Raw genomic sequence first — 22552 nt, 5'->3', positions numbered from 1 at the left:
CCCCGTGGGGTCTATCAGTCTTTCTGGTCGCGCAGGATATTGCCGGAGGCACCATCGATACGGGCTTCGTACACGGTGCCATCGGCTTTGCGCCCTTTGACTTCCCAATAGCCATTGTCGTCCGCTTCGGCCGCATAGACCTCAACGTAACCGGCCTTGGTCTTGGCCACTTCAATGGCTTTTTCGATGGTGATCCAGCCCGCCCCCGGCTTATCGGCCAGGGCCGCACCAGCGCTGAGCAGCGCGGAAGTTGCACACAGGGCGACTAAGGTTTTCTTCAGCATTTTCGTACTCCATTGTGGGAATGTCCTAAACGCTTAGGTGCATTCAAACGAGAATAAGTTCCAATTGTCGTGCAATCACGGTGATGGCAGTTCTCGCCCCCTCCTCGGGAGGTTAGAATGTGGGAAATCAGGACGTTTAAATGACAGAAAAGTCTCTTTCAGAAGCCGAATATGACGCCATCACCGACGCCGCCGCGCATTGGTGCATGCGCTTGCATGCGCACGACTGTACACCCGTCGAGCGTCAGGCTTTTGAACAGTGGCATGATTCCCATCCACTGCACGCCTTTGAATACGCGGCGATGCTGGAGATCTGGGACGTTGCCGACCACCTGCCACGCCACGAACCCGCGTCGGTCGTCGTGCCCTTCGCTCCCCGTCACCGCCTGCGCAATTACGCGGTAGCGGCGGCAATCTGCCTGGCGGCCTTGCCACTGGCGGCGTTTACCGGCTGGGAAGCGGGTTGGTTGCCGAGCTCCTATGAGCGCTTCGAGGCACCCGCCGGGTTGCGCCAAGTGACCTTGGACGACGGCAGCCAAGTGGAACTGAACCTCGGCACCGAGCTGGTCTACAGCAACTACAAGGACCAGCGTCGGGTCACCCTGAAAAAAGGCGAGGCCTTCTTCAAGGTCAGCCATGACAGCGCCCATCCGTTTATCGTGCAGGCCGGCGACGGTCAGGTACGGGTGACGGGCACGCAGTTCAACGTCTGGAAGTATGAAGACCAGGTGCGCGTGATGCTGCTCGAAGGCTCGGTGCAGATCGCCAGCGACCAGGTGCACGGCAGCGTGCCACTGACGCCGGGGATGCAGGCCAGTTACCGCCAGGGAGATGCGACCCCCCAGGTCAACGCATTCAACCCCAATGACACAGCCCTGGCCTGGCGCCAGGGCAAACTGGTGCTCGACAACCTGGCACTCGCCGACGCACTGCCTTTAATCAACCGCTACCTGAAAAAAGCGGTGATGCTGGCCGATGCCAATACCGGCACGATCCGCATTGGCGGTATCTACAACATCAATGAGGTCAACAACCTCGTCCCCTCGTTGCCCAAGGTGCTGCCGGTGTATTTGACGCAGAACCAGGATGGCAATCCTGTGCTCAATTCGATTCCACGTAAAACGCCGAAAGGCTGAAGCCCTGCCGGCAGGCGAGGGCTTTTTTGTGCCTGCGGTGTCCATTTTTGAAACAACCCTCTCCTCTGTGCCGCCCACGCTGGGCGGATTCATCATTTTGTCATTGGCAGTGTTACGCCACTGATACAGCCAGGTGAAGCGCTTCAGGTGTGGCCGGGTATGCCCGGCTGAACGGCGACTGTCTCAGCGCTGAAACAGCGTTGCCGTGGATTTTTCACGAATAAATGGCAACCCGTTGAATAACAACACTAATTAAAAAGCGGCACGGCTTCTGCTCTATCCCTTACAGCGCTGTTTAGGGTCAGCGCGAAGAATAAGGAATGCCGCCGTGATCACATTCACTCAAGGTTCGATGAACGTACTGTTGGTCAGCTGTGTACTCAGCGTTGGCATCAGTGCTCCGACCCTGGCAGGCGACGGCATTATCGTGACCGGTCGCAATGTGCAAGCGCACATGGCGGGTCGCGCATCGTTCGGTCCTGATCCTTACCCCCAAACCGCCAACGTCAATCCCAGCCGCGAAATCCATGACGCCCTTTCCGGCGAACTGAGCGACCGCGACTTCGGCAACGTCAGCAGCGGCTTGAGCATCACCCGCTCCCTCCAGACCAACGGCAATCTCTCCGGCTTGAGCGCCACGCAAAACAGCATGTCCACGCTCGGCGCTGGCGCAGCCGCCAGCCGCAGCGGTGCAAGCAGTGGCGGCATGGGTGGGCAGATCAGTGACTCGATCCAGCGTGGCATGGCGCCATTGAACAACCTTGGCGGCATGCTGGGGGGCAAACAATGAAACGCTCCCTGCTCATCCTTACGTTGCTGGCAAGCGCCTGCGCGATGGCCGACAACACTGCCGTAATCAACAACAGCGGCAAAGCCTATAACGGCAACTTGATGGTCAACCAGGCTGCGGGCAACCAGCAGCAAACGGCCAACAACCGCGCCGTCGCGCTCGGTGGCCAGGCCACCACGATCAATCTCCAGAATATGGATGGCAAGGTCGACCCCTCCCTGAACGCCAAGGCGGCTATTGAGGGCAACTCCTTTACCAATGGCAACGGCATGTTGGGCATCAACCAGTCCGCCGGGGCCAATAACCAATTAGTCAATGCCGTGCGGATCAGCGTCAACGCTGGCCCGCAAAGCATCGACGACAGCGTCCTGTTGCAACAGAACACGACGACGCTGGCAACCGACTCAGGGCTCACCCCCACCACTGGCAGCCGCCAGGTCGTCACAAGCGACCAGGCCTTCACAGGCAGCCGAGGAGTGCAACAGGTGAACCAGAGTGCAGGGGTGGGGAACCGAATGGCTAACACCCTGGGCATCACTATCAAGTAACGGCTTGGTAGCACTAGTTAGACCGTACCAACACTTAACCAACTAATTAGAAGCAAGGAGAAACACCATGAAACCTCAAATGGCTCTGAAACCAATGGTTTTCGCTCTCGCCGCACTCATGGCTGCTGCTGCTCAAGCAGGTGGCTGGCACCCTGCGCCTCAACCAACCGGCACTATTGCCGCCGTCGTTACGGACGTGCAAAACAGCGGGCTGAACAAGTTCGACGACACTAAAACTGAAAACAACGCGTCGGCCGATAACTCGGTCAACAGCAACAACGGTAACACTGGGGTCAACGCTCAAGCCGGCAGTGGCAACCAGGCAGATAACTCTGCTGCCATCTCCAGCGCTAAAGGCGATGCTGCAACCGTATTCGGCGTAGTCGATGTGAATCAAAACAGCGGGCTGAACAGCTTCGTGAACAAAGGTACGCAAAACAACGCTTCGCTGGATAACTCGGTTAACTGGAACTCCGGCAACGTGGGTTACAACGGTCAAGCCGGTCAAGGTAACCAAGGCAAAAACAACCTGGCGATCGTGACCGCTGACGGCAAAAACATCGCCGCCGCGGCCAACACTGAGCAAAACTCGCTCGCCAACAGCTACCTCAACGCCGCAGCCAGCGGGTATGGCCATCACGGCAAACCTCAGTATGTGTCGAACAACTCCAGCCTCGACAACTCGGTTAACCACAACTCCGGCAACGTAGGTGTGAACCTGCAATCCGGTTCCGGTAACCAAGGCAGCAACAGCCTGTCGATTGGTCAAGGTTGCACTGTCTGCGCCAGCGGCGTGCGCTTCTGATGTAACGAGGGCCTTGGCAACAAGGCCCTTTTTTATTCCAGTGTCCAACAGGTCATTCGATCATGCGCCTCGCGACCCTAACCCTCTTGATGCTGCTCACCGGCCCAACCTGGGCAGGCACCATGGCGATCTCCGCCATGCCTGGCGGTGCAGTCATCTACAAGAAGGTCGAGAGCATCCGTGAACGCAAATTCGCCAACCTGGTGGAACAGAAAACCGATTTCAGCTGCGGTGCTGCGGCACTCGCCACCATCCTGCGCCAGGGCTATTGGCTCGACGTAGACGAAGAACACGTGATCAAAGGCATGCTGGTCAACGCCGACCAGGACCTGGTGCGCACCCAGGGTTTTTCCATGCTGGACATGAAGCGCTACCTCGAAAGCATCAACATGCGCGCCCGGGGCTACAAGATCGGGCCAGATACTCTGGCGACCTTGAAGATCCCTGTGGTGGTGTTGCTAGAGATTCGCGGCTACAAGCACTTCGTGGTCCTGCAGCGTTCGGACAAGGACTGGGTCTATATCGGCGACCCGGTGCTGGGCCATAAACGCTACTCACACGATGATTTCGTCAAAGGTTGGAATGGCATCGTCTTCGCCGTGCTGGGTGAGGGTTACGACAAGGCCAATGCCCTCCTCGACCCGCCCCTGCCGTTGACCGCCAAGAACCAGTTGAATGAGTTCAGGCCCATAGGCGATGCCGAGCTGATGGACTTCGGTTTCATCCAAAGCGACTTCTTCTAAGAAGCGCAATAAGGGGCAGGACGCTCCAGGAGCAAAAGATGAACACTTACCGTTGGCTGACGGTCATGTGCCTGGCAGCCTCAATGCCCGCTTATGCTTCATCGGCGTTCAAACCGATTGAACTCAAGGATTCGGAAATGGCCGAGCTGCGCGGCCGTTATGTGATGCCGGGGCGAATCATCAGCTTTGGCATTGTCATGAGCAGCACCTTCAAAGATGCCGCCGGAAACATCATCACCGGCACGGCCAACATGCAGGTCGACTCCTCCACTGTCACCCCGCAATTTTATGTACACACCTACGGCTCTTCGGGTACGGGCACTGGCCAAGGCCCCGGCACCGGCACGGTGACCGGGGGCGCTGGTTTGGGCAGCGGCCAGGGCGTGACGCAAAGCGTACGCGCCGCCGGCGATGGCAACACGGCCTACAACAATGTCGGTATCAGCGTGACTGAAAATGGCTTCGCTCCCGCCAATGTCGTGCAATCCGGGGAAGTCCTCCTCGCAGGCGGAGTCGTCAGGGGCACAAGCGCGGCAGGTGATATCGCCGTTTCGGCGAAAAACGGCGGCCTGCAGATGGCGATTCAAGCCAAGAACAACCAAGGCAACAGCCTCCAGCAGATTGGCGGCGGCAATGTGGGCCAGGCGATTCTGCTGACCGGCAACGGCAACTTGGTCAACAACATGACCCAGCTCAGTGTGGTGATGGGCAATAACGCACTGAACAACCCAGCGCTGAACTGCAACCTGGATCAACTCAAAGGCCTACGCGCACTCGGTTATTGAACTACGCTGACCCTCGACACTTTCGCATTAGAAAAGGACGGCTTATTTCATGCATCGATCGTTATCGCTACGTGCGGTGGTCTGTTTAAGTACGCTCTTGCCCGCATCCATGTTGTATGCCGCGCCAGACGCTGATATCGAGACCCTCAAACAGGAACTTTTGCAACTCAAGCAGCGGTACGAAGTGCAGCAAAAAGCCTTGGCCGTGTTGGAGCAGCGAGTGCGCCAGGTTGAGGATCAGCCGGCAACGCCGGCGCCGAAACGCCTGGCCAAATCCCCGGCAGACTTCCAGAAGGCCAGCGGCGCCACCGTTGCCGGTACGGGGGGGGCAGCAGCATCCGGCGGTGCGGGGGGCGGCGGCAGTTCCTACGGCCAGGCGCTCAAGGACGATTCGGCGCCCGCGCAAAGTGTGAGCAACCTCTATAACGAAGCCAGCGGCTTTTTCGGCAATGGCAACTTCAGCTTTGAAACCGGCATCACCTACGCGCGTTATGACGCTCGCCAATTGACCCTCAACGGTTTCCTCGCGCTGGACTCGATCTTTCTGGGCAATATCAACCTGGACCGTATCAAGTCCGACAACTGGACCCTGGACCTGACCGGTCGCTATAACGTCGACAACCGCTGGCAGTTCGACGTCAACGTGCCGGTGGTGTACCGCGAATCGACCTACCAGTCCGGCGGCGCCAACGGCGGCAGCGGCACCTCGACGTCCGAGGAGTCGGTGTCTCGCGACCCGACCATTGGTGATGTCAACTTTGGTGTGTCCTACAAGTTCCTCGACGAAACCCCTTCGCTGCCGGATGCGGTAGTGTCGGTGCGGGTCAAGGCGCCGACGGGCAAGGAGCCGTTCGGGATCAAGCTGGTGCAATCGGCAAACAACACCAACCTTTACGTACCCGAGAATTTGCCTACGGGTAACGGCGTCTGGTCGATTACACCGGGCATCTCCCTGGTCAAGACCTTCGATCCGGCCGTCCTGTTTGGTTCGCTTTCCTACACCCACAACTTTGAAGGTTCGTTCGACGACATCAGCAGCGACGTCAACCAGAAAGTCGGTGGCAAGGTCGCCCTTGGCGACAGCTTCCAACTCGGCGTCGGCGTGGCGTTTGCACTGAACGAGAAGATGAGTATGTCGTTCTCGGTCTCCGACCTGATCCAGCGCAAGAGCAAACTCAAGCCTGACGGCGGCGACTGGCAATCGGTGGTCTCCAGCGATGCCAACGCCGGCTACTTCAACGTCGGCATGACCATTGCCGCCACGCCGAACCTGACGATCGTGCCCAACCTGGCCATCGGCATGACCGACGATGCGCCGGACTTTACCTTCAGCCTTAAATTCCCTTACTACTTCTGATCGCCACACAGGGAAAAGCCCCGCAACGATAAGGGTCGTTGCGGGGCTTTTCGGTTTACCCGCCCTAGCGGATCTGGTGTTTGTGCAGCAACCGGTAGAACGTCGGCCGGGAAACTCCCAGTACACGGGCGGCAACACTCAGGTTGTCGCTGTGTCGGTTGAGCACATCGCACAGCGCCTGGTGTTCGGCGCGGTGCTTGTAATCCTCCAGTGTAGCCATCGGCGCAACAATTGCCTGTTCGCCCTGCAATCCCAGATCAACGGCTTCGATCTGTCGTCCTTCGGCCAGTACCAGGCCACGGCGCACGCGGTTGGCCAGCTCACGGACGTTGCCCGGCCAAGGGTGTTTGCCCATCGCGACCAGTGCGCTTTCGCTGAAACTGCGCGGGCGTCGCCCGGTCTCCTGGCTGTAGAAGCGCGAGAAATGGTTGGCCAGCATGGCGACGTCGCCGTGACGCTCGCGCAGGGGCGCGGTGATCACTTGCAGGACATTGAGGCGGTAATACAGGTCTTCGCGAAAAGTGCCCTTTTCGACCGCCGCTTCCAGGTCGACGTGGGTCGCCGCCAACACCCGCACATCCACGGGAATCGGCTGGCTGCCGCCGACGCGCTCGATCTGTTTTTCCTGGAGGAAGCGCAGCAGGTTGGCTTGCAGCTCCATGGGCAAATCACCGATTTCATCGAGAAACAGCGTGCCACCGTGGGCCGCTTCGATCCGCCCGACCTTGCGCTGATGCGCGCCGGTGAACGCGCCTTTTTCATGGCCGAACAATTCGGACTGGATCAGGTGCTCCGGGATCGCGCCACAGTTGATTGCGACAAACGGCCTGGCATGGCGTTGGGATTGGCGGTGCAGGGTCTTGGCCACCAGTTCTTTACCGGTGCCGCTGTCGCCACGAATCAGTACGGGGGATTCCGTCGGTGCCAGCTTGGCCAGCAACTTGCGCAGTTCACGGATGGGACGGCTGTCCCCCAGCAATTCATGCTCGGGCTCGTCTACCGGGGGATTGGCCTGGCCACGCAGGCGCGCCATGCCAAAGGCACGGCCCAGGGTAACCTGTACCCGGGAGACGTCGAACGGCAAGGTGTGGAAGTCGAAGAACCATTCACAGACAAAATCGCCGACGTTTTGCAGGCGCAATACGTCGTGGCTGAGCACGGCAATCCATTCGGTGCCACTGCGGCCAATCAACTCCTTGACCGCCTCGGGGCGCTCCAGGTGATAAGGCTGCAACCGCAGCAAGCCGACATCGCACGAGCGGTCTCCGACCGCTTCCAGGGCGCAACTGTCTACCTCCCAGCCGGCCGTACGTAAACCCGGCAACAACCCATGACAGTCGTCACAGGGGTCAACCACCAGCAAGCGGCGCTGCACAGGTGTAACAACCATGACTATTCCTTGGCGTCAAAATTGTTAAATTTATTTAGAAACAACGGTTTGTGATGCCTGATCGTTACAGTAGCAAGGTATTGACGCGTGTCTTGTACCGTTTCGCTATAAGTGTTGGCAAAAAGCCACATCCTCCGCCGGCGATCAAAAAGTTGCGGCGCAGGGAAACTTTCATTCAGCTTTCAAAACAGCCGCTTACATGACGCCCATCACGAAAGTTTGATTTTTCTTGTTCTAACATGTGACCCGTACCCCGCCATCGTGCATCAGTACAAGTAACTCACCGTACGGCCCGCCCAACCGACGGTACTCACTTGATTGGGCATTTAGAGAGAAGACCCACATGAACGCCCCGCTCCGCATCAACGAAGCTCTTTTGATCGCAGACCGTGCCTTCCAGCCCTTTCAGTGCGTGGCCTGGCATGACGGCAATGGCGCCCTCAGCCTGAGCGTCATCGACCGCACCAATAACCGTATCGGCCGCAAACAACTGTCTTCGAGCGCCTACACCGACCCGGCGCAACTGGAAGACTTGCTGTTGCAGGCGCGCGCCGAACTCGATAAAGGTGGCTACCAGTTGCAGTCCTGGGCAATGCCGAAGTAACTCGGCAGAGTAACTTGCGCGCAGTGCTTGATTGCCAAGCGATGCGCGCAAGTTGCCGTGTTAGAACCTGGGACGGTTATCGCGCAGTCAGAATAAACCGCTCGATTGCTTCTGCCGCCCCATCCTCGATATGACTCCCCGTAACAACACTGGCGTGGCGCTTGACCGCCTCTTCAGCCTGCCCCATGGCAATCGACAACCCCGCCACCGCAAACATCGCCGGGTCGTTGCCCCCATCGCCAATCACCGCCGTTTGCTCCAACGGCACGCCAAGGTGCTGGGCCAGCGTCTTCAACGCCTCGCCCTTGTTGGCCAGCATCGCCGTCACATCCAGGTAAACCGGCTGCGAACGCGAGACCTGCGCCAAGCCTTGCACCTTGGGCTGCAACAGCGCTTCCAGCTCAATCAGCCGCTGCGTGTCGAGGCTGGCGGCAACGATTTTGTCGATGCGGTCCAGGTAGGGTTCGAAGCTCTCCACGACCACCGGCCCGTAGCCCAAGCCATCGGCTTCGCGCTGCACCATCGGCCCGGGCGGGTCGCGGCGCAACCAGTCACCGTCGGCAAACACCCAGACCTCGACGTCAGGCTCGGGTGAAAACAGCGCCAACGTAACCAGCGCTGCTTCGGCGGGCAGGTGATGGGCCACCAGCACGCTGCCGTCGGGATTGATCAGCGTGCCGCCATTGAACCCCGCCACCGGGATATCGATGCCAAAGGCCTCGACCAAGTGCAACATGGCCTTGGGCGGACGCCCGCTGGCCAGGCTGAAAAACACCCCGGCCGCACGCAAGGCGTGAACCGTGTCCAGCGTGCGCTGGCTGAACCGGTGATCGGGATGCAGCAACGTACCGTCCACATCACTGAGGACAAATCGGATGGGATGAATCGCCGCATCACTCATCCGAGGGTGTGCCAAGTGCGGCCATCACGGGCCAGCAACGCGTCCGCCGCCGCCGGGCCATCTTCACCGGCCTTGTAGGCCTCGATCCCGTCATCCTGCTGCCACGCATCGAGAAACGGCTGCACTGCGCGCCAGCCGTTTTCGATGTTGTCGGCACGCTGGAACAAGGTCTGGTCGCCGGTCATGCAGTCGTAGATCAGGGTTTCATACCCCGTCGATGGCTGCATTTCGAAGAAGTCCTTGTAGGCAAAACCCAGCTGGATGTTGGCCATGTCCAGGGTCGGCCCAGGCTTTTTCGCCAGCAGGTCGAACCACATGCCTTCGTTGGGCTGGATCTGGATTTTCAAGTAGGTGGGCTTGAGTTCATCGACGTCGGTATCGCGGAACTGCGCATAGGGTGCCGGCTTGAAGCAGATGACGATTTCGGTGTCACGCACGCTCATGCGCTTGCCGGTGCGCAGATAAAACGGCACGCCGACCCAGCGCCAGTTGTCGATCATCACCTTGAGGGCGACGAACGTTTCGGTGCTGCTGTCCGGCGCGACATTCGCCTCTTCGCGGTAACCCGGCACTGGCTTGCCGCCCATCTCACCGGCGGTGTATTGCCCACGTACCGAGTTGGCCCGCGCATCCTCCAACGACCAGGGACGCACCGCGCCAATTACCTTGGCCTTCTCACCGCGTACGGCGTCGGCACCAAAGGCCGCCGGCGGCTCCATGGCCACCATCGCCAGCAACTGGAACAGGTGGTTGGGCACCATGTCCCGCAGGGTGCCGGTCTTTTCGAAAAAATTGCCCCGTGTCTCGACGCCGACGGTTTCGGCGGCGGTGATCTGCACGTGGTCAATGTAGTGATTGTTCCAGAACGCTTCGAACAGCACGTTGGAAAAACGGCTGATCAGGATGTTCTGCACGGTTTCCTTGCCCAGGTAATGGTCGATGCGATAGATCTGCTTCTCGCTCATCACCTTGAGCAGGCTGGCGTTCAACGCTTCGGCGGTGACCAGGTCGGAGCCGAAGGGTTTTTCGATCACCACGCGACGGAAACCCTCATCGGTTTCCGTCAACAAACCGGCACTGCCCAGGCGCTGCACCACTTCACTGAAGAAGCGCGGCGCAGTGGCCAGGTAGAACACCGCGTTGCCGGTGCCGCTGTCGGCGATCTTCTGGCCGATGGCGGCATAGGTGCCGTCGTCGAGGAAGTCGCCCTCGACGTAGCTGATGCCTTTGGCCAGCTGGGCCCACAAGTGTGGGTCCAGCGCATTGTCGGCATTGCCCTTGACCTTGCTCGCGGCCTCGGTGCGGATGAAGTCCTCGAGCTTCTTGGCAAAGTCCGCGTCACTGATGGCGTTGTGATCAACGCCGACAATACGCAGGCCATCCCCCAGCAACCCATCGCGACTGAGGTTGTACAGCGCCGGCATCAGCAGGCGCTTGACCAGGTCGCCATGGGCGCCAAACAGAAACAGCGTGGTGGCTGGAGCGGGTTCGGCCTTGGACTTCTTGCCGTTGGCGGTCATTTTTTGGAAGTCTCCACGTGGCCACCAAAGCCGAAACGCATGGCGGACAGCATTTTGTCACCGTAGGTGCTCTGCTGGCGCGAGCGGAAACGGGCGAACAGCGAAGTGGACAGCACAGGCACCGGCACGGCTTGTTCCATGGCGGCTTCGATGGTCCAGCGGCCTTCGCCACTGTCGGCCACGGAGCCGGAGTAACCGTCGAGTTTCGGGTCGGTGGCCAACGCATCGGCGGTCAGGTCCAGCAGCCAGGAGGACACCACGCTGCCACGGCGCCAGACTTCGGCGATGTCGGCAACGTTGAGGTCAAAGCGCTGGTCTTCAGGCAGGTTGTCCGAGTTCTTGGTCTTGAGGATGTCAAACCCTTCGGCAAACGCCTGCATCATTCCGTACTCGATGCCGTTGTGGATCATCTTGACGAAGTGCCCGGAACCCGCAGGGCCGGCGTGGATGTAGCCCTGTTCGGCGCGCGGGTCAGCGCTGTCTTTGCGGTCCTTGGTGCGCGGGATATTGCCCAGGCCTGGGGCCAGGGTCTTGAAGATCGGGTCAAGGCGCTGCACGGTGGCGGTGTCGCCGCCGATCATCATGCAATAGCCACGCTCCAGGCCCCAGACGCCGCCGGACGTGCCGACATCGACATAGTGCAGGCCTTTTTCCGCCAGCGCCTTGCCGCGACGTACGTCGTCCTTATAGTTGGTGTTGCCGCCGTCGATGATCACATCACCGTCTTCCAGCAGTTCGCTCAGTTCATTGATCGTGTCTTCGGTGGGCGCGCCGGCTGGCAGCATGACCCACACGGCGCGGGGCGTTTGCAGCCCGGCGACCAGGGCCTTGAGGTCGGCAACGCCGGTGGCGCCCTCTTCGCTCAAGGTTTTGACAAATGCTTCGTTACGGTCGAAAACAACGGTGGTATGCCCATTGAGCATCAGGCGCCGTGCAATATTCCCGCCCATGCGGCCTAGTCCGATAATCCCCAGTTGCATGTGCTGATGCTCCTAACTACTAAAAAATGTGTGACATAGTTTATAGCGCAATGAGGCTAATGAGGATGAGAACTGTGCAGATCCATTCAGTTTCATGACAAAAAAGTGGCCATCGTTTCACCATCACGGCGGCGAAAGTCACACGACCATCAAAAATAAAAAAGTTCCCTTGCTGCAAAAAAGAATTCAGACTTGCTCCCGACTGATGCCGAGAACCTCGAATCAAGCGTTCTGGCACCGCGATCTACCGGCTATTTGCGAGGCAAGCAATGAGCACAGCACAGATGACCCGCCCTCCACAGACCCTCTACGTCACTGTCCGTCGCGATGAGTTGCGCCAGCTGAAGAATGAGCGTGAGCAATTGCAGCAGGAAGTCCTGCGCCTGCGCTCGCACCTGCAAGCCCAGCTCGATCAGGCTTCAACTCCGGCGTTAAGCGCCCTGTAAGGCAATCCTTACAAAAAACTCACGAAGTTTTCACACCCCCTTCCCGATACTCCAGCCCCCAAGGGCCACCCCATGCAAGGGTGGCCTCTGTTGCGTGCATTCCTGCACGCGACTGAAAAATCACCGGGTTGGAGCGCTGGATGGCGATGTTCAAACGCAGCACTAAGTCTGCGAAAGGCTTTGATTGGGCCGGCCTTGGCTGGCTGTTCCTGTTTTTCTGGTACTTCTCGGGTATTACCCAGCTTCTGATCCTGGCGACCGGCACTTCCGGTTTCGCGGGCTTTCGCCAGGCATTCTTCATGAGTGCGCTGTGGCTGGCGCCCCTGTTGATATTCCCACGCTACACCCGTTCGCTCGCCGCCTTGATCGGCGTGGTGCTGTGGGCCTGTTCCATGGCCAGCCTCGGTTATTTCTTCATCTACCAGCAGGAATTTTCCCAAAGCGTCATCTTCATCATGTTCGAATCGAACATCTCTGAAGCCGGGGAATATGCCACCCAATACTTCGCCTGGTGGATCGTGCTGGCGTTCATTGCCCACACCGCCCTGGCCGTTTTCCTCTGGTCCCGTGTACGCCCGGTCTACCTGCCACGTGGCCAGGCGCTGGTGGCGGCTACCGCCATCGTGATTGCAATTGTCGGCTACCCGCTGGTCAAGCAGATTGCCCGCAGTGACACCATGGAAGACGCCATTGACCGCTTCGAAGCACGTATCGAGCCGGCCGTGCCATGGCAGATGATCGTCGCCTACCACCGCTACACCCAGCAGCTGGACAACATGCAGGGCATGCTCGACAGTGCCAGCCAGATCCCGCCACTGCGTAACCTCAAAGACACCATGGCCGGCCAACCCTCGACCCTGGTCCTGGTGATCGGTGAGTCCACCAACCGCCAACGCATGAGCCTCTACGGCTACCCGCGCAACACCACGCCGGAACTGGACAAACTACGCGACCAGCTGGCGGTGTTCGACAACGTCATCACCCCACGGCCCTACACCATTGAAGCGCTGCAACAGGTGCTCACCTTCGCCGACGAAGAGAACCCGGACCTGTACCTCAAGACCCCGTCCATTGTCAGCGTGATGAAACAAGCCGGCTACAAGACCTACTGGATCACCAACCAGCAGACCATGACCAAGCGCAACACCATGCTCACCACGTTCTCGGAACAGGCCGACGAGCAGGTCTACCTGAACAACAACCGCAACCAGAATGCCCGCCAGTACGACGGCGATGTGTTGCCGCCCTTCGCCAAGGCCCTGGCCGACCCGGCCGAGCGCAAATTCATCGTGATTCACCTGCTGGGCACGCACATGAGCTACCAGTACCGTTACCCGCCGACCTTCGACAAGTTCACCGACCGCCAGGGCGTGCCGGCCGGGGTCAGCGACGATCAGTTGCCGACCTACAACAGCTACGACAATGCGGTGCTGTACAACGATTTCGTGGTGTCGAGCCTGATCAAGGATTACGCCAAGACCGACCCCAACGGCTTCCTGCTGTACTTGTCGGACCACGGTGAAGACGTATTCGACTCTGCCGGCCACACCACCCTGGGACGCAACGAAGGCAAGCCGACGGCGCCGATGTACACCATTCCCTTCATGGCCTACGCCTCGCCGAAATGGCGCGAGAGCCACGACTGGAGCTTTGCCGGCGACTTGCAGCGCCCTTACAGCAGCTCGCAGCTGATCCACACCTGGGCCGACCTCGCCGGTCTGAGCTTCGACGAACTGGACCGCAGCAAAAGCCTGGTCAGCGACAGCTTCAAGGCGCGCCCGCAGATGATCGGCAACCCGTACCTGCGCCAGCAGAAGCCGTTGATTGATTTCAGCTTGATCAAGCCGAAGAAGGCCGAACCCACTGATGTGGTGGTCAAGTAATCGCAGGCTTGTAACAAAAAGATAACAATCATTCTCATCCAACTCTAAAGTTTCCCCGCTCCTTTCGTCTTTGAGCCATGGCCTTTTCTTACCGAGAAGGCCACAAAGACGACAAGGAGTCTTCCGCGATGTTCGCGCCTTTCACCCGTTCCATGACCTTCACCCTTGGCCTGTTCAGCGTCGTGCTGAGCCCTGACCTGCTGGCTGAAACCGAGCCCGAACCCGCACCGGCCAAGGCCCTGGAGCTGGGCAGCACCCGCATCACCGCCGAAGGCCTGGGCGCCACCACCGAGCACACCGGCGCCTATACCACCGGCTCGATGAGCACCGCCACGCGCCTGAACCTGTCCGTCAAGGAAACGCCGCAATCCATCTCGGTGGTGACGCGCCAGCAGATGGATGATTTCAATCTCAATACATTGACTGACGTACTGCGCCAGACCACCGGCGTCACCGTGCAGCATCTGGATTCGGATCGCGCGGGCTACTCGTCCCGCGGCTACGGGATCGATAACTTCCAGATCGACGGCATGCTCAACACCTTCGGGGCGCATGAAGTCAGACGCCGACACCATCATCTACGACCGCATTGAAGTGGTCCGTGGCGCCACCGGCCTGACCACCGGCGCCGGCAACCCTTCGGCCACGGTCAACATGATTCGCAAGCGCCCCACCGCCCAGTGGCAAGCCCATACCGGCGTCAGCGGCGCCAGCCATGACAATTACTACAGCTACCTGGATGTGGGTGGCCCGCTGGCATTGGACGGCCGGCTGCGCGGGCGCACGGTGCTGGCCTACCGTGACAGCAAGTCCTTCCGCGACAACTACGCGCTGCAACGAGAAGTTGGCTACGGCATTCTCGAAGGCGACCTGACGGACGACACCGTGGTCGCCGTAGGCTTTGATTACCAGAACAAAGCACGTGCAGGGCAGCTCCTGGGGCACCCTGCCCTATTGGAACAGCGATGGCAGCAAGGCGCGGCTCTCACGCTCCGCCAACCTGGCAGCCGATTGGAGCTCCTGGCCGCTCAAGGACAAGACCACCTTCGCCTCCATCGACCACAAACTGTCTGCGGATTGGCGCGTGAAGGCCGCCTACACCCACCGGCAAAGTGACACCGACGGTAAGGTGTATTACGGCGGCTCGGGCTTTCCCAACCCCGATGGCAGCGGCATGACCGCGTGGACCAACCAGATGGTGGGCACGTCGAAGATGGATGTGGTCGATCTGAATCTCAATGGCACCTATGCACTGCTGGGTCGTGAACATGAGTTGATGGTGGGTTACGGCGAGTCCGAGCAGCGCGACTCGTCGCCTTACCAGCGTTTTGAAACACCGGATGGGTACGAGAACATCGCCGACTGGAAACACATGGGCGGCATCGCCAAGTTCCCCGACCGCACCACCAACCTGCAAGGCGAACACTCGCGCAAGAAACAAAAAGCCGGCTACCTGGCCACGCGCTTGAGCCTCACCGAAAAACTGCATGCGGTTCTGGGCAGCCGATATGGCAGTTGGGACATCGAAAGCGTTTCGCCGGAGTATGACGCCAACTTCCAGTTGACCCGCGCGCCGAAAACCCGCCAGACCCACAACGACATGTGGACCCCCTACGCCGGCCTGCTGTACGACATCACGCCGGAGTACACCGTGTATGCCAGCTACACCGACATCTTCAACCCGCAAAGCGTGCGTGACGTAAGCAGGAAGTACCTGGAACCCGTGGTCGGCAGCAACTATGAATTCGGCCTCAAAGGCAGCCTGTTGAACGAGCGCCTGAACCTGGCGGCCGCGTATTTCTGGAGCACCCAGGACAACGTCGCCGAACTGGATAACGCCGCCAAACCGGACCCCGTCACTCGCGAGCAGTTCTACACCTCCGGGGGCAAAGGCAGCAAAGTACAGGGGTTTGAAGCCGAAGTGTCAGGTGAGGTCATGCAGGACTGGAACCTCACGGCGGGGTACAGCTACACCCACTCGCTGAACGGTGATAAACAGCGCAGCAATACCAACGTGCCGTTGAACATGCTCAAGGTGTCGACATCCTACCGGCTGCCCGGCGAATGGCGCGGATTGACCGTGGGTGGCGCGGTGAACTGGCAGAGCGACTTCTACCAGTTCGCCGATCGCCCAAGCGGCGGTCGTGACACGGAAGGCTACCTGAACACCGAGCGCGCCAAGATCACCCAACAGGCCTACACCGTGGTCAACCTGATGTCGCGCTACCAGTTCGACGAGCACGTTTCGGCATCCCTTAACGTAAACAATCTATTTGATAAAAAATATTACGAACGCGTCGGCTTCTACAACGGCGTGTATTGGGGCGACCCGCGCTCTATTACGCTGGCTCTGGACTGGAAACTCTAAACCCTGCACCTGAGGGCGCCGCGAAACTTAACAACCGCGTTAAGTTTCGCGGCCAATGAGTTAAGCCTGACTTAATAAAGCCTGCACATAATCGCCCCCACGAGTCTGATCAAGCGAACAGACGCCGATCAAAAACTTATGGGAATACCGACGATGAAACTCTCTACTTTGATGCTTGCCGGCCTGATGACCCTGACCTCTGCCGCTGCCTTTGCTGAAGGTGGCGCCGAGCGTTCGCGGGAGTTCTATGCCAATTTCAAATTCATGCAAGAACAATCGAATGATAAGGCCGAACAAACGGCTGCTGCGAATGTGAAAAATCCAAAAGCCGTGCCTGCTGCCCAGAACGGCGACGAGCAACAACCTAAAAGTTGATTAACGCATAACCCCCTTGTCATTCCGCTCCTTTGACCAGGGTAACTTGGCGCCATATTCTGGCGCCTTTTTTTTGCACTTTCGGCAACTAATTACCTACAGCGTCTTATGCCAAAACAACATGCGCCCGTGTGCCGGGTCAAACTTTGAATCATCGAATCCAAACTTACGGTATGCCGACTGAGCCACTGCATTCCCTTCGAGCACTTCCAGGGTGATTTTGCAGCAACCGCGCTGACGGGCGATCTCTTCGACCTTCTGCAGCATTTTCTGGCTCAAGCCCAAGCCACGAAACGCATTCATCACCGCCACATCGTGGACGTTGACCAACGGACGACAAGCAAAGGTCGAGAACCCTTCGAAGCAATTGACCAGCCCCGCCGGCTCGCCGCCGACAAACGCCAGAACGCTGAACGCATGCGGGCGCTTGGCCAGCTCGCCTGGCAGTTGCTGCAACAGGTCGGCAGGCAGGCTGTGACCACCACCCATCGGGTCTTCGGCGTAATGGTTGAGTACCAGGCTGATTGCCTCGGCGTGCACGGGATTGGTATAGCTGGCTTGCAGCACCAGGATGTCTGGGGTGTCCATTTCCTTCCTCGATAGCGGCTACACGGGAATCATCTCCCTATGAGGCGGACGATTGTAAGCGCGGTGCAGGCGATAGATGAAGGAGATTAACTACAAATGCCCGCCTGAAAATACGGTGCTTCTGCGCATGTACACGGGTGAACAGCGTAGGGTCGAGTATTTTTCCTACACCCCAAAACGCTGCAATTGCATCTCCTGCAAGCGACTCAGCGTGCGGCGAAACGCAAACTCCAGGTAACCCTCGGTGTACAGGTGCTCCAATGGCACCTCGGCCTCGATGAATAACGGCACTTTGCGGTCGTAGCATTCATCCACGAGGGCAATGAAGCGCCGCACACTGTCATCGTGTACCGATAACTCGGGCAACTCCCGGTCCCCCGCCTCGACACGCTGGGCACCATCTTCGGTGCCGCGCGCAATGCGCCCGGGGCGTTTTTGCGCGCTCAGGTTAGGGACTTCACCGAGTAGAATCGCGCTGAAACGATCGCACACCTGCATGAAGTCCATCGCAGCCAGAGGTTGTTCACACAGATCGGCGTAGCGGCACCAGAGCACGCTATCACCGGACTGCACGGCAGCAATCGAGCGGTAGCCGACACTGACCGGCCCACTGCGCACGGCCTGCCCCTCAGTCAATTGCTTGAACACCTCGCCCAACGCATCGGGCTGCTTCACCCAGTAACGCTGCACGCCCAGGCCCGGGTGCAAACGATGATCCTCAGCGCCGTCCACCGCCACCACCTGCATGTGCTGCTTGATGGCTTCGATCCCCGGCAGGAAACGCTCGCGGTTAAAGCCGTCCGCATACAACTGGTCGGGCGGCTGGTTCGACGTGCACACCATCACCACGCCTTCCTCGAACATCACCTGGAACAGGCGCCCCAGGATGATCGCATCACCGATGTCATTGACGAACAACTCGTCAAAGCATAGCACGCGCACGTCCTGGGCCAGCTCGCGGGCCAGCGCCTGCAAGGGGTCCTGGGTGCCGGTGAGCTGAAAGGAACGCTGGTGTACCCAGCCCATGAAGTGATGAAAGTGCTGGCGCCGCGCAGGCACCCGCAGGCTTTGGTAAAACTGGTCCATCAGCCAGGTTTTGCCACGGCCCACCGGCCCCCACAGGTAAACCCCGGTGATCGGCGAGCGGCCTTGATGCAGGGCTTCATGGCAGGCTTGCAGCGCATCCACCGCCCGACGCTGGGCTTCGTCGGCGACGAAACCCTGCTGGGCGATGGCGTGTTGGTAGGCCGCGCGGGGTGAGTCAAACGCCATGGGTGTTACGCAAGGCTCTTGCTGACCACCTCGAACACATCACTGGACAGCTCACCGGAGGCACGGATGCGCTCCAGCTCTGCCTTCATCAGCGCCTGGCGCGCGCTGTCGTATTTGCGCCAGCGGGTCAGCGGCGCCAATTGACGCGAGGCGATCTGCGGGTTGAAGCCATTCAACTGGATCACCAGGTCCGCCAGGAAGCGATAACCCGAGCCATCCGCCGCATGGAAGTTGATCAGGTTCTGCCCGGCGAATGCGCCGATCAGAGCGCGCACCTTGTTCGGGTTCTTGAGGGTGAACGCCGGGTGCTCCATCAGCGCCTTGACCCGCTCCAGCCCGCCCGGCAACGTGCTGCCGGCCTGGACGCTGAACCATTGATCCATGACCAATGGATTGTCCTTGAAGTTCTCGGCAAACACCGCCAGGGCCTGAGCCTTCTCGGCTTCAAACGGCGAATTCACCAGGACCGCCAGCGCGGTAAGGCGCTCGGTCATGTTGTCGCTGGCATCGAACTGCTCCAGCGCCGCCGCCAACACCTGCGGCTTGCCGCTGAGCATCAGGTACGACAGCGCAATATTCTGCAAGGCGCGACGGGCAAAGTGCTCGGCGGCTGCCACGTAAGGGGTTTTCTTCGACAGCTCGCGATTGGCCTGGTAACGCGACCACAAGTCGTCAAACAACTGCTCAGCCAGTTGCTGACGGGCAAACTCACGGGCCGCATGGATGGCATCGACATCCGCCACTTCGCTGATTTCGGTCAGGTAGGCTTCGCCCGGCAACGACAGCATTTCGGCAACCATCGCCTGATCCAGCGTCTCGTCGCGCAGCACGGTACGCAACGCGTCGACAAGGCGTTGATCCAGCGCCAGCGGCTGGCCCGCCTGGTGCTGGCCGATCAACTCCTGCAACACCTGCACCGCCAGTTGCTGGCCCGCATCCCAGCGGTTGAAACCGTCGCTGTCGTGTTGCATCAGGAACATCAGTTGGTCACGGCTGTACGGGAAGCTCAGCTTCACCGGCGCCGAGAAACCGCGCAGCAGCGACGGCAATGGCTGCTCGGCGATATCAACGAAGGTGAAGGTTTGCTCGGCCTCGGTCACCGAGATCACGCGGGAGGTGTCGCCCGCAGTGGCTTCACCGGCCAGGCGCAAGGCGATGCCGGCGCCCTTCCCGTCCAGCAGGCCCAACGCCACTGGGATCACGAACGGCAGTTTTTCAACTTTATCCGGGGTGGCCGGGCAGCTTTGGCGGAAGGTCAGGCTGTAGGTTTTTGCCACAGCATCGTAGGACTCGCTCACCGCGAGGCGTGGTGTGCCAGCCTGGCTGTACCAGCGCTTGAACTGGCTGAGGTCGGCGCCGTTGGCGTCTTCCATGGCCTTGATAAAGTCGTCGCAGGTCACGGCCTGGCCGTCATGGCGTTCGAAGTACAGGTCGCTGCCTTTGCGGAAGCCTTCGGCCCCCAGAAGGGTGTGGATCATGCCGACCACTTCCGAGCCCTTTTCGTACACGGTCAAGGTGTAGAAGTTGGAGATCTCGATAAAGCTGTCCGGGCGCACCGCGTGGGCCATCGGGCCGGCGTCCTCGGCGAACTGGTGGGTGCGCAGGTAAGCCACGTCCTGGATGCGCTTGACCGTGGCCGAGTTCATGTCGGCAGAGAATTGCGAATCGCGGTAGACGGTGAAGCCTTCCTTGAGCGACAGCTGGAACCAGTCGCGGCAGGTCACGCGATTGCCCGACCAGTTGTGGAAGTATTCGTGGGCGACAATGGCTTCGACGCGCTGGTGCGCGGCGTCGGTGGCGGTTTCGGCACGGGCCAGCACGGCGCTGGAGTTGAAGATATTGAGGCCCTTGTTTTCCATGGCGCCCATGTTGAAGTCGTTCACGGCAACGATCATGAAGATGTCGAGATCGTACTCACGGCCGTAGGTTTCTTCGTCCCAGCGCATGGATTTTTTCAGGCTGGTCATGGCGTGCTGGCACTTGTCGATGTTTTCCGGCTCGACATAGATGCGCAGCGCGACTTCACGGTTGGTCATGGTGGTGAAGCTGTCTTCCACGCACCACAAGTCACCGGCCACCAGCGCGAACAGGTACGCCGGTTTCTTGAACGGGTCTTCCCAGGTCGCCCAGTGGCGGCCGTCTTCGCCAGGCCCGCTGGCAATCGGGTTGCCGTTGGACAGGAGCACCGGGTAGCTGTGCTGCTCGGCGATCACCGTGGTGGTGAAGGTGCTCATCACGTCCGGGCGGTCGAGGTAGTAGGTGATCTTGCGGAAACCTTCGGCTTCGCACTGGGTGCAGAACATGCCGCTGGACTTGTACAGGCCTTCCAGGGCGGTGTTGGTTTCCGGGTGGATCTTGACCGTGGTGTCGAGGGTAAAGGTTGCACTCTTGGGCTGCAGGGTCAGGTGGCTGTCGGTCAACTGGTAATCAGCGGCCGTCAATTCCTGGTCAGCCAGGTTCACGCTCAACAGCTCAAGCTGCTGGCCATCCAGCACCAACGGCGGCAAACCGGCGCCGCGCTCAGGGTTGCGGCGCATCACCAGCTGCGCGTGGACCAGGCTGTGGTCCTCGAACAACTCGAAGGTCAGGTGGGTCTCGTCGATCAGGTAGTCCGGCGCCTGATAGTCCTTGAGGTAAATCATCTTCGGTTGTTCGGTGCGCATGCTTGCAATCCTTCTACTGATGCACGGCGAGCTGGTAGGCCGTGTATTTGCGGATATTGATAACGCCGGTGTCGAAGATCAGGTATTGGCCCTTGATCCCCAGCAGCGTGCCTTCGGCAATCGGGTTCTTGTCCAGATTAAAGCTGACAATCTTGGCGGGATATTGCTCCACCGGGTAGCGGATTTCTATCGGCTCGATGTCGGTCACGGGTTGGATGGCTTGTAGGCCAAAGCGCTCCTGCAACGCGCTGATGCCGTCGGCGCAGGACGCGAACAGCTCATCGCGCACGTGCTTGAGGTCCACCGCTGCGGCATCGCCCTTGAGCAGCGCGCGCCAGTTGGTCTTGTCGGCCACCTGGCTGCGAAACACATCTTCGACGAAACCGGACTGTTGGCGCGTGGCCACGCGCATGATTGGCAACGCCTGGCTGGCGCCTTGGTCCAGCCAGCGGGTCGGCAGTTGGGTGGCACGGGTGATGCCGACCTTGATCCCCGACGAATTGGCCAGGTAGACCACGTGGTCGGTCATGCAGAATTTCTCGCCCCAGGACGGTTCACGGCAGGTGCCGGCGTCGTAATGGCAACGCTCGGGGCTCATGATGCACAGGTCGCACTGGGCCAGCTTGGTCATGCAGGGGTAGCAATACCCCTGGCTGAAGCTGGTCTTGGTCTTGCGGCCGCAATGGCTGCAATGAATGGCGCCGAGGTATTCCAGGCGGATATGGCTGCCGATCAACGGGTTGACCGGCACCTCGATATCGCCCAGGCGAAACGCGTATTGAACGGTCGGCTCACCGAGTTGCGCCGACATTTTGCTGACTGCACCGCGACCAATTTCAATCAATGGATCGCATCCGACTTGAACAGGATGTTCGGCACGGTGGTCGATTTCGACTGGCATTCCTGTGGGCCCATGTAACCGGTGCGCTGGTCTTCCGGCAGGTTCTGGATTTCCCAGGCGATCATCGCCTGCAACGACAGTTCACGCTGCTCGGCGCTTAGCTTGCGGCCGTCGGACCATTTGCCGATTTCCACGGCGAGCTTGAGGCTCTCGTAGATGTCCGGGGTGATGTTTTCGATCATTTCAGCAAAAGAGGACATAAGCTCTTCCTTA

The 22552-nt window shown here is 59.6% G+C and carries 21 protein-coding genes and 1 pseudogene; 12 read left to right on the top strand and 10 right to left on the bottom strand.

Annotation, left to right across the window (positions count from 1 at the left end):
• Window positions 1-14: 14 nt before the first annotated feature.
• Window positions 15-284, bottom strand: a complete 270-nt coding sequence (locus tag PSH87_RS12280) for a PepSY domain-containing protein (protein ID WP_017738625.1) — start codon at window positions 282-284, stop codon at window positions 15-17.
• A 140-nt stretch (window positions 285-424) separates the two neighbouring features.
• Here PSH87_RS12280 and PSH87_RS12275 point away from each other — a divergent pair, with 140 nt between their 5' ends.
• The 7 genes from PSH87_RS12275 to PSH87_RS12245 all read left to right on the top strand — a co-directional run bounded on the left by PSH87_RS12275 (window position 425) and on the right by PSH87_RS12245 (window position 6448).
• On the top strand, window positions 425-1420 hold the full coding sequence (locus tag PSH87_RS12275) for a FecR family protein (RefSeq protein ID WP_305433825.1): 996 nt from the start codon (window positions 425-427) through the stop codon (window positions 1418-1420).
• Window positions 1421-1772: 352 nt separating this feature from the next.
• Window positions 1773-2210: a hypothetical protein gene (locus tag PSH87_RS12270; RefSeq protein ID WP_305434302.1), complete on the top strand. Its 438-nt coding sequence runs from the start codon at window positions 1773-1775 to the stop codon at window positions 2208-2210.
• Window positions 2207-2758, top strand: a complete 552-nt coding sequence (locus PSH87_RS12265) for an adhesin (protein WP_305433823.1) — start codon at window positions 2207-2209, stop codon at window positions 2756-2758. Before PSH87_RS12270 ends, PSH87_RS12265 begins: the two co-directional genes overlap by 4 nt.
• Before the next feature lie 67 nt (window positions 2759-2825).
• Window positions 2826-3563: a hypothetical protein gene (locus PSH87_RS12260; RefSeq protein WP_124529715.1), complete on the top strand. Its 738-nt coding sequence runs from the start codon at window positions 2826-2828 to the stop codon at window positions 3561-3563.
• A 62-nt stretch (window positions 3564-3625) separates the two neighbouring features.
• Entirely contained in the window at window positions 3626-4306 is a 681-nt protein-coding gene (locus PSH87_RS12255; RefSeq protein ID WP_017738620.1) for a C39 family peptidase, read from the top strand.
• Between the two features lie 38 nt (window positions 4307-4344).
• Window positions 4345-5091 carry a hypothetical protein gene (locus tag PSH87_RS12250; RefSeq protein WP_305433822.1) on the top strand — a complete coding sequence of 249 codons (747 nt, stop codon included), beginning with the start codon at window positions 4345-4347 and terminating at the stop codon, window positions 5089-5091.
• A 49-nt stretch (window positions 5092-5140) separates the two neighbouring features.
• Window positions 5141-6448 (top strand): hypothetical protein, encoded by a 1308-nt coding sequence (locus tag PSH87_RS12245; protein ID WP_305433821.1) that lies wholly within the window; start codon window positions 5141-5143, stop codon window positions 6446-6448.
• A gap of 64 nt (window positions 6449-6512) precedes the next feature.
• On the opposite strand, the gene PSH87_RS12240 is transcribed toward PSH87_RS12245, so the two are convergent.
• Window positions 6513-7838 (bottom strand): sigma-54 dependent transcriptional regulator, encoded by a 1326-nt coding sequence (locus tag PSH87_RS12240; RefSeq protein WP_305433819.1) that lies wholly within the window; start codon window positions 7836-7838, stop codon window positions 6513-6515.
• A 343-nt stretch (window positions 7839-8181) separates the two neighbouring features.
• On the opposite strand from PSH87_RS12240, the gene PSH87_RS12235 reads away from it, so the two are divergent.
• Entirely contained in the window at window positions 8182-8442 is a 261-nt protein-coding gene (locus PSH87_RS12235; protein ID WP_017738616.1) for a hypothetical protein, read from the top strand.
• A gap of 76 nt (window positions 8443-8518) precedes the next feature.
• On the opposite strand, the gene PSH87_RS12230 is transcribed toward PSH87_RS12235, so the two are convergent.
• Genes PSH87_RS12230 through gnd form a run of 3 tightly spaced genes read right to left on the bottom strand, consistent with a single transcriptional unit; the run spans window position 8519 to window position 11843 of the window.
• On the bottom strand, window positions 8519-9343 hold the full coding sequence (locus PSH87_RS12230; protein ID WP_305433818.1) for an HAD family hydrolase: 825 nt from the start codon (window positions 9341-9343) through the stop codon (window positions 8519-8521).
• Window positions 9340-10863 (bottom strand): glucose-6-phosphate dehydrogenase, encoded by a 1524-nt coding sequence (gene zwf, locus PSH87_RS12225; protein WP_017738614.1) that lies wholly within the window; start codon window positions 10861-10863, stop codon window positions 9340-9342. Before zwf ends, PSH87_RS12230 begins: the two co-directional genes overlap by 4 nt.
• On the bottom strand, window positions 10860-11843 hold the full coding sequence (gnd, locus tag PSH87_RS12220) for a phosphogluconate dehydrogenase (NAD(+)-dependent, decarboxylating) (RefSeq protein ID WP_305433817.1): 984 nt from the start codon (window positions 11841-11843) through the stop codon (window positions 10860-10862). The genes zwf and gnd overlap by 4 nt, the downstream gene beginning before the upstream one ends.
• A 284-nt stretch (window positions 11844-12127) precedes the next feature.
• Between gnd and PSH87_RS12215 the strand changes: the two genes are divergently transcribed.
• The 4 genes and pseudogenes from PSH87_RS12215 (at window position 12128) to PSH87_RS12200 (ending at window position 16915) form a co-directional block, all read left to right on the top strand.
• On the top strand, window positions 12128-12289 hold the full coding sequence (locus tag PSH87_RS12215; protein WP_017738612.1) for a DUF6026 family protein: 162 nt from the start codon (window positions 12128-12130) through the stop codon (window positions 12287-12289).
• A 140-nt stretch (window positions 12290-12429) separates the two neighbouring features.
• Window positions 12430-14172, top strand: coding sequence for a phosphoethanolamine transferase CptA (locus PSH87_RS12210; RefSeq protein WP_017738611.1), 1743 nt, complete (start codon window positions 12430-12432; stop codon window positions 14170-14172).
• A gap of 128 nt (window positions 14173-14300) precedes the next feature.
• Window positions 14301-16540 (top strand): annotated as a pseudogene (locus tag PSH87_RS12205) (TonB-dependent siderophore receptor).
• Window positions 16541-16693: 153 nt separating this feature from the next.
• On the top strand, window positions 16694-16915 hold the full coding sequence (locus PSH87_RS12200) for a hypothetical protein (protein WP_305433816.1): 222 nt from the start codon (window positions 16694-16696) through the stop codon (window positions 16913-16915).
• A 96-nt stretch (window positions 16916-17011) separates the two neighbouring features.
• Here the strand turns inward: PSH87_RS12200 and PSH87_RS12195 are convergent, their stop codons facing one another.
• The 5 genes from PSH87_RS12195 to PSH87_RS12175 form a co-directional block, all read right to left on the bottom strand.
• Window positions 17012-17503, bottom strand: coding sequence for a GNAT family N-acetyltransferase (locus PSH87_RS12195; protein WP_017738608.1), 492 nt, complete (start codon window positions 17501-17503; stop codon window positions 17012-17014).
• A 165-nt stretch (window positions 17504-17668) separates the two neighbouring features.
• Window positions 17669-18775: a cell division protein ZapE gene (gene zapE, locus PSH87_RS12190; RefSeq protein WP_305433815.1), complete on the bottom strand. Its 1107-nt coding sequence runs from the start codon at window positions 18773-18775 to the stop codon at window positions 17669-17671.
• A gap of 5 nt (window positions 18776-18780) precedes the next feature.
• Window positions 18781-21438, bottom strand: a complete 2658-nt coding sequence (gene pepN / locus PSH87_RS12185) for an aminopeptidase N (protein ID WP_305433814.1) — start codon at window positions 21436-21438, stop codon at window positions 18781-18783.
• A gap of 13 nt (window positions 21439-21451) precedes the next feature.
• Window positions 21452-22282: a DUF2797 domain-containing protein gene (locus PSH87_RS12180; RefSeq protein ID WP_305433812.1), complete on the bottom strand. Its 831-nt coding sequence runs from the start codon at window positions 22280-22282 to the stop codon at window positions 21452-21454.
• On the bottom strand, window positions 22279-22539 hold the full coding sequence (locus tag PSH87_RS12175) for a YeaC family protein (RefSeq protein WP_017738604.1): 261 nt from the start codon (window positions 22537-22539) through the stop codon (window positions 22279-22281). The genes PSH87_RS12180 and PSH87_RS12175 overlap by 4 nt, the downstream gene beginning before the upstream one ends.
• Window positions 22540-22552 lie beyond the last annotated feature (13 nt).

It is taken from the genome of Pseudomonas sp. FP453 (genome assembly GCF_030687495.1).
Classification (GTDB): domain Bacteria; phylum Pseudomonadota; class Gammaproteobacteria; order Pseudomonadales; family Pseudomonadaceae; genus Aquipseudomonas.
The sequence above is the reverse complement of the archived record's forward strand: the minus strand, read 5'-3'. Positions and strand labels throughout refer to the sequence as shown.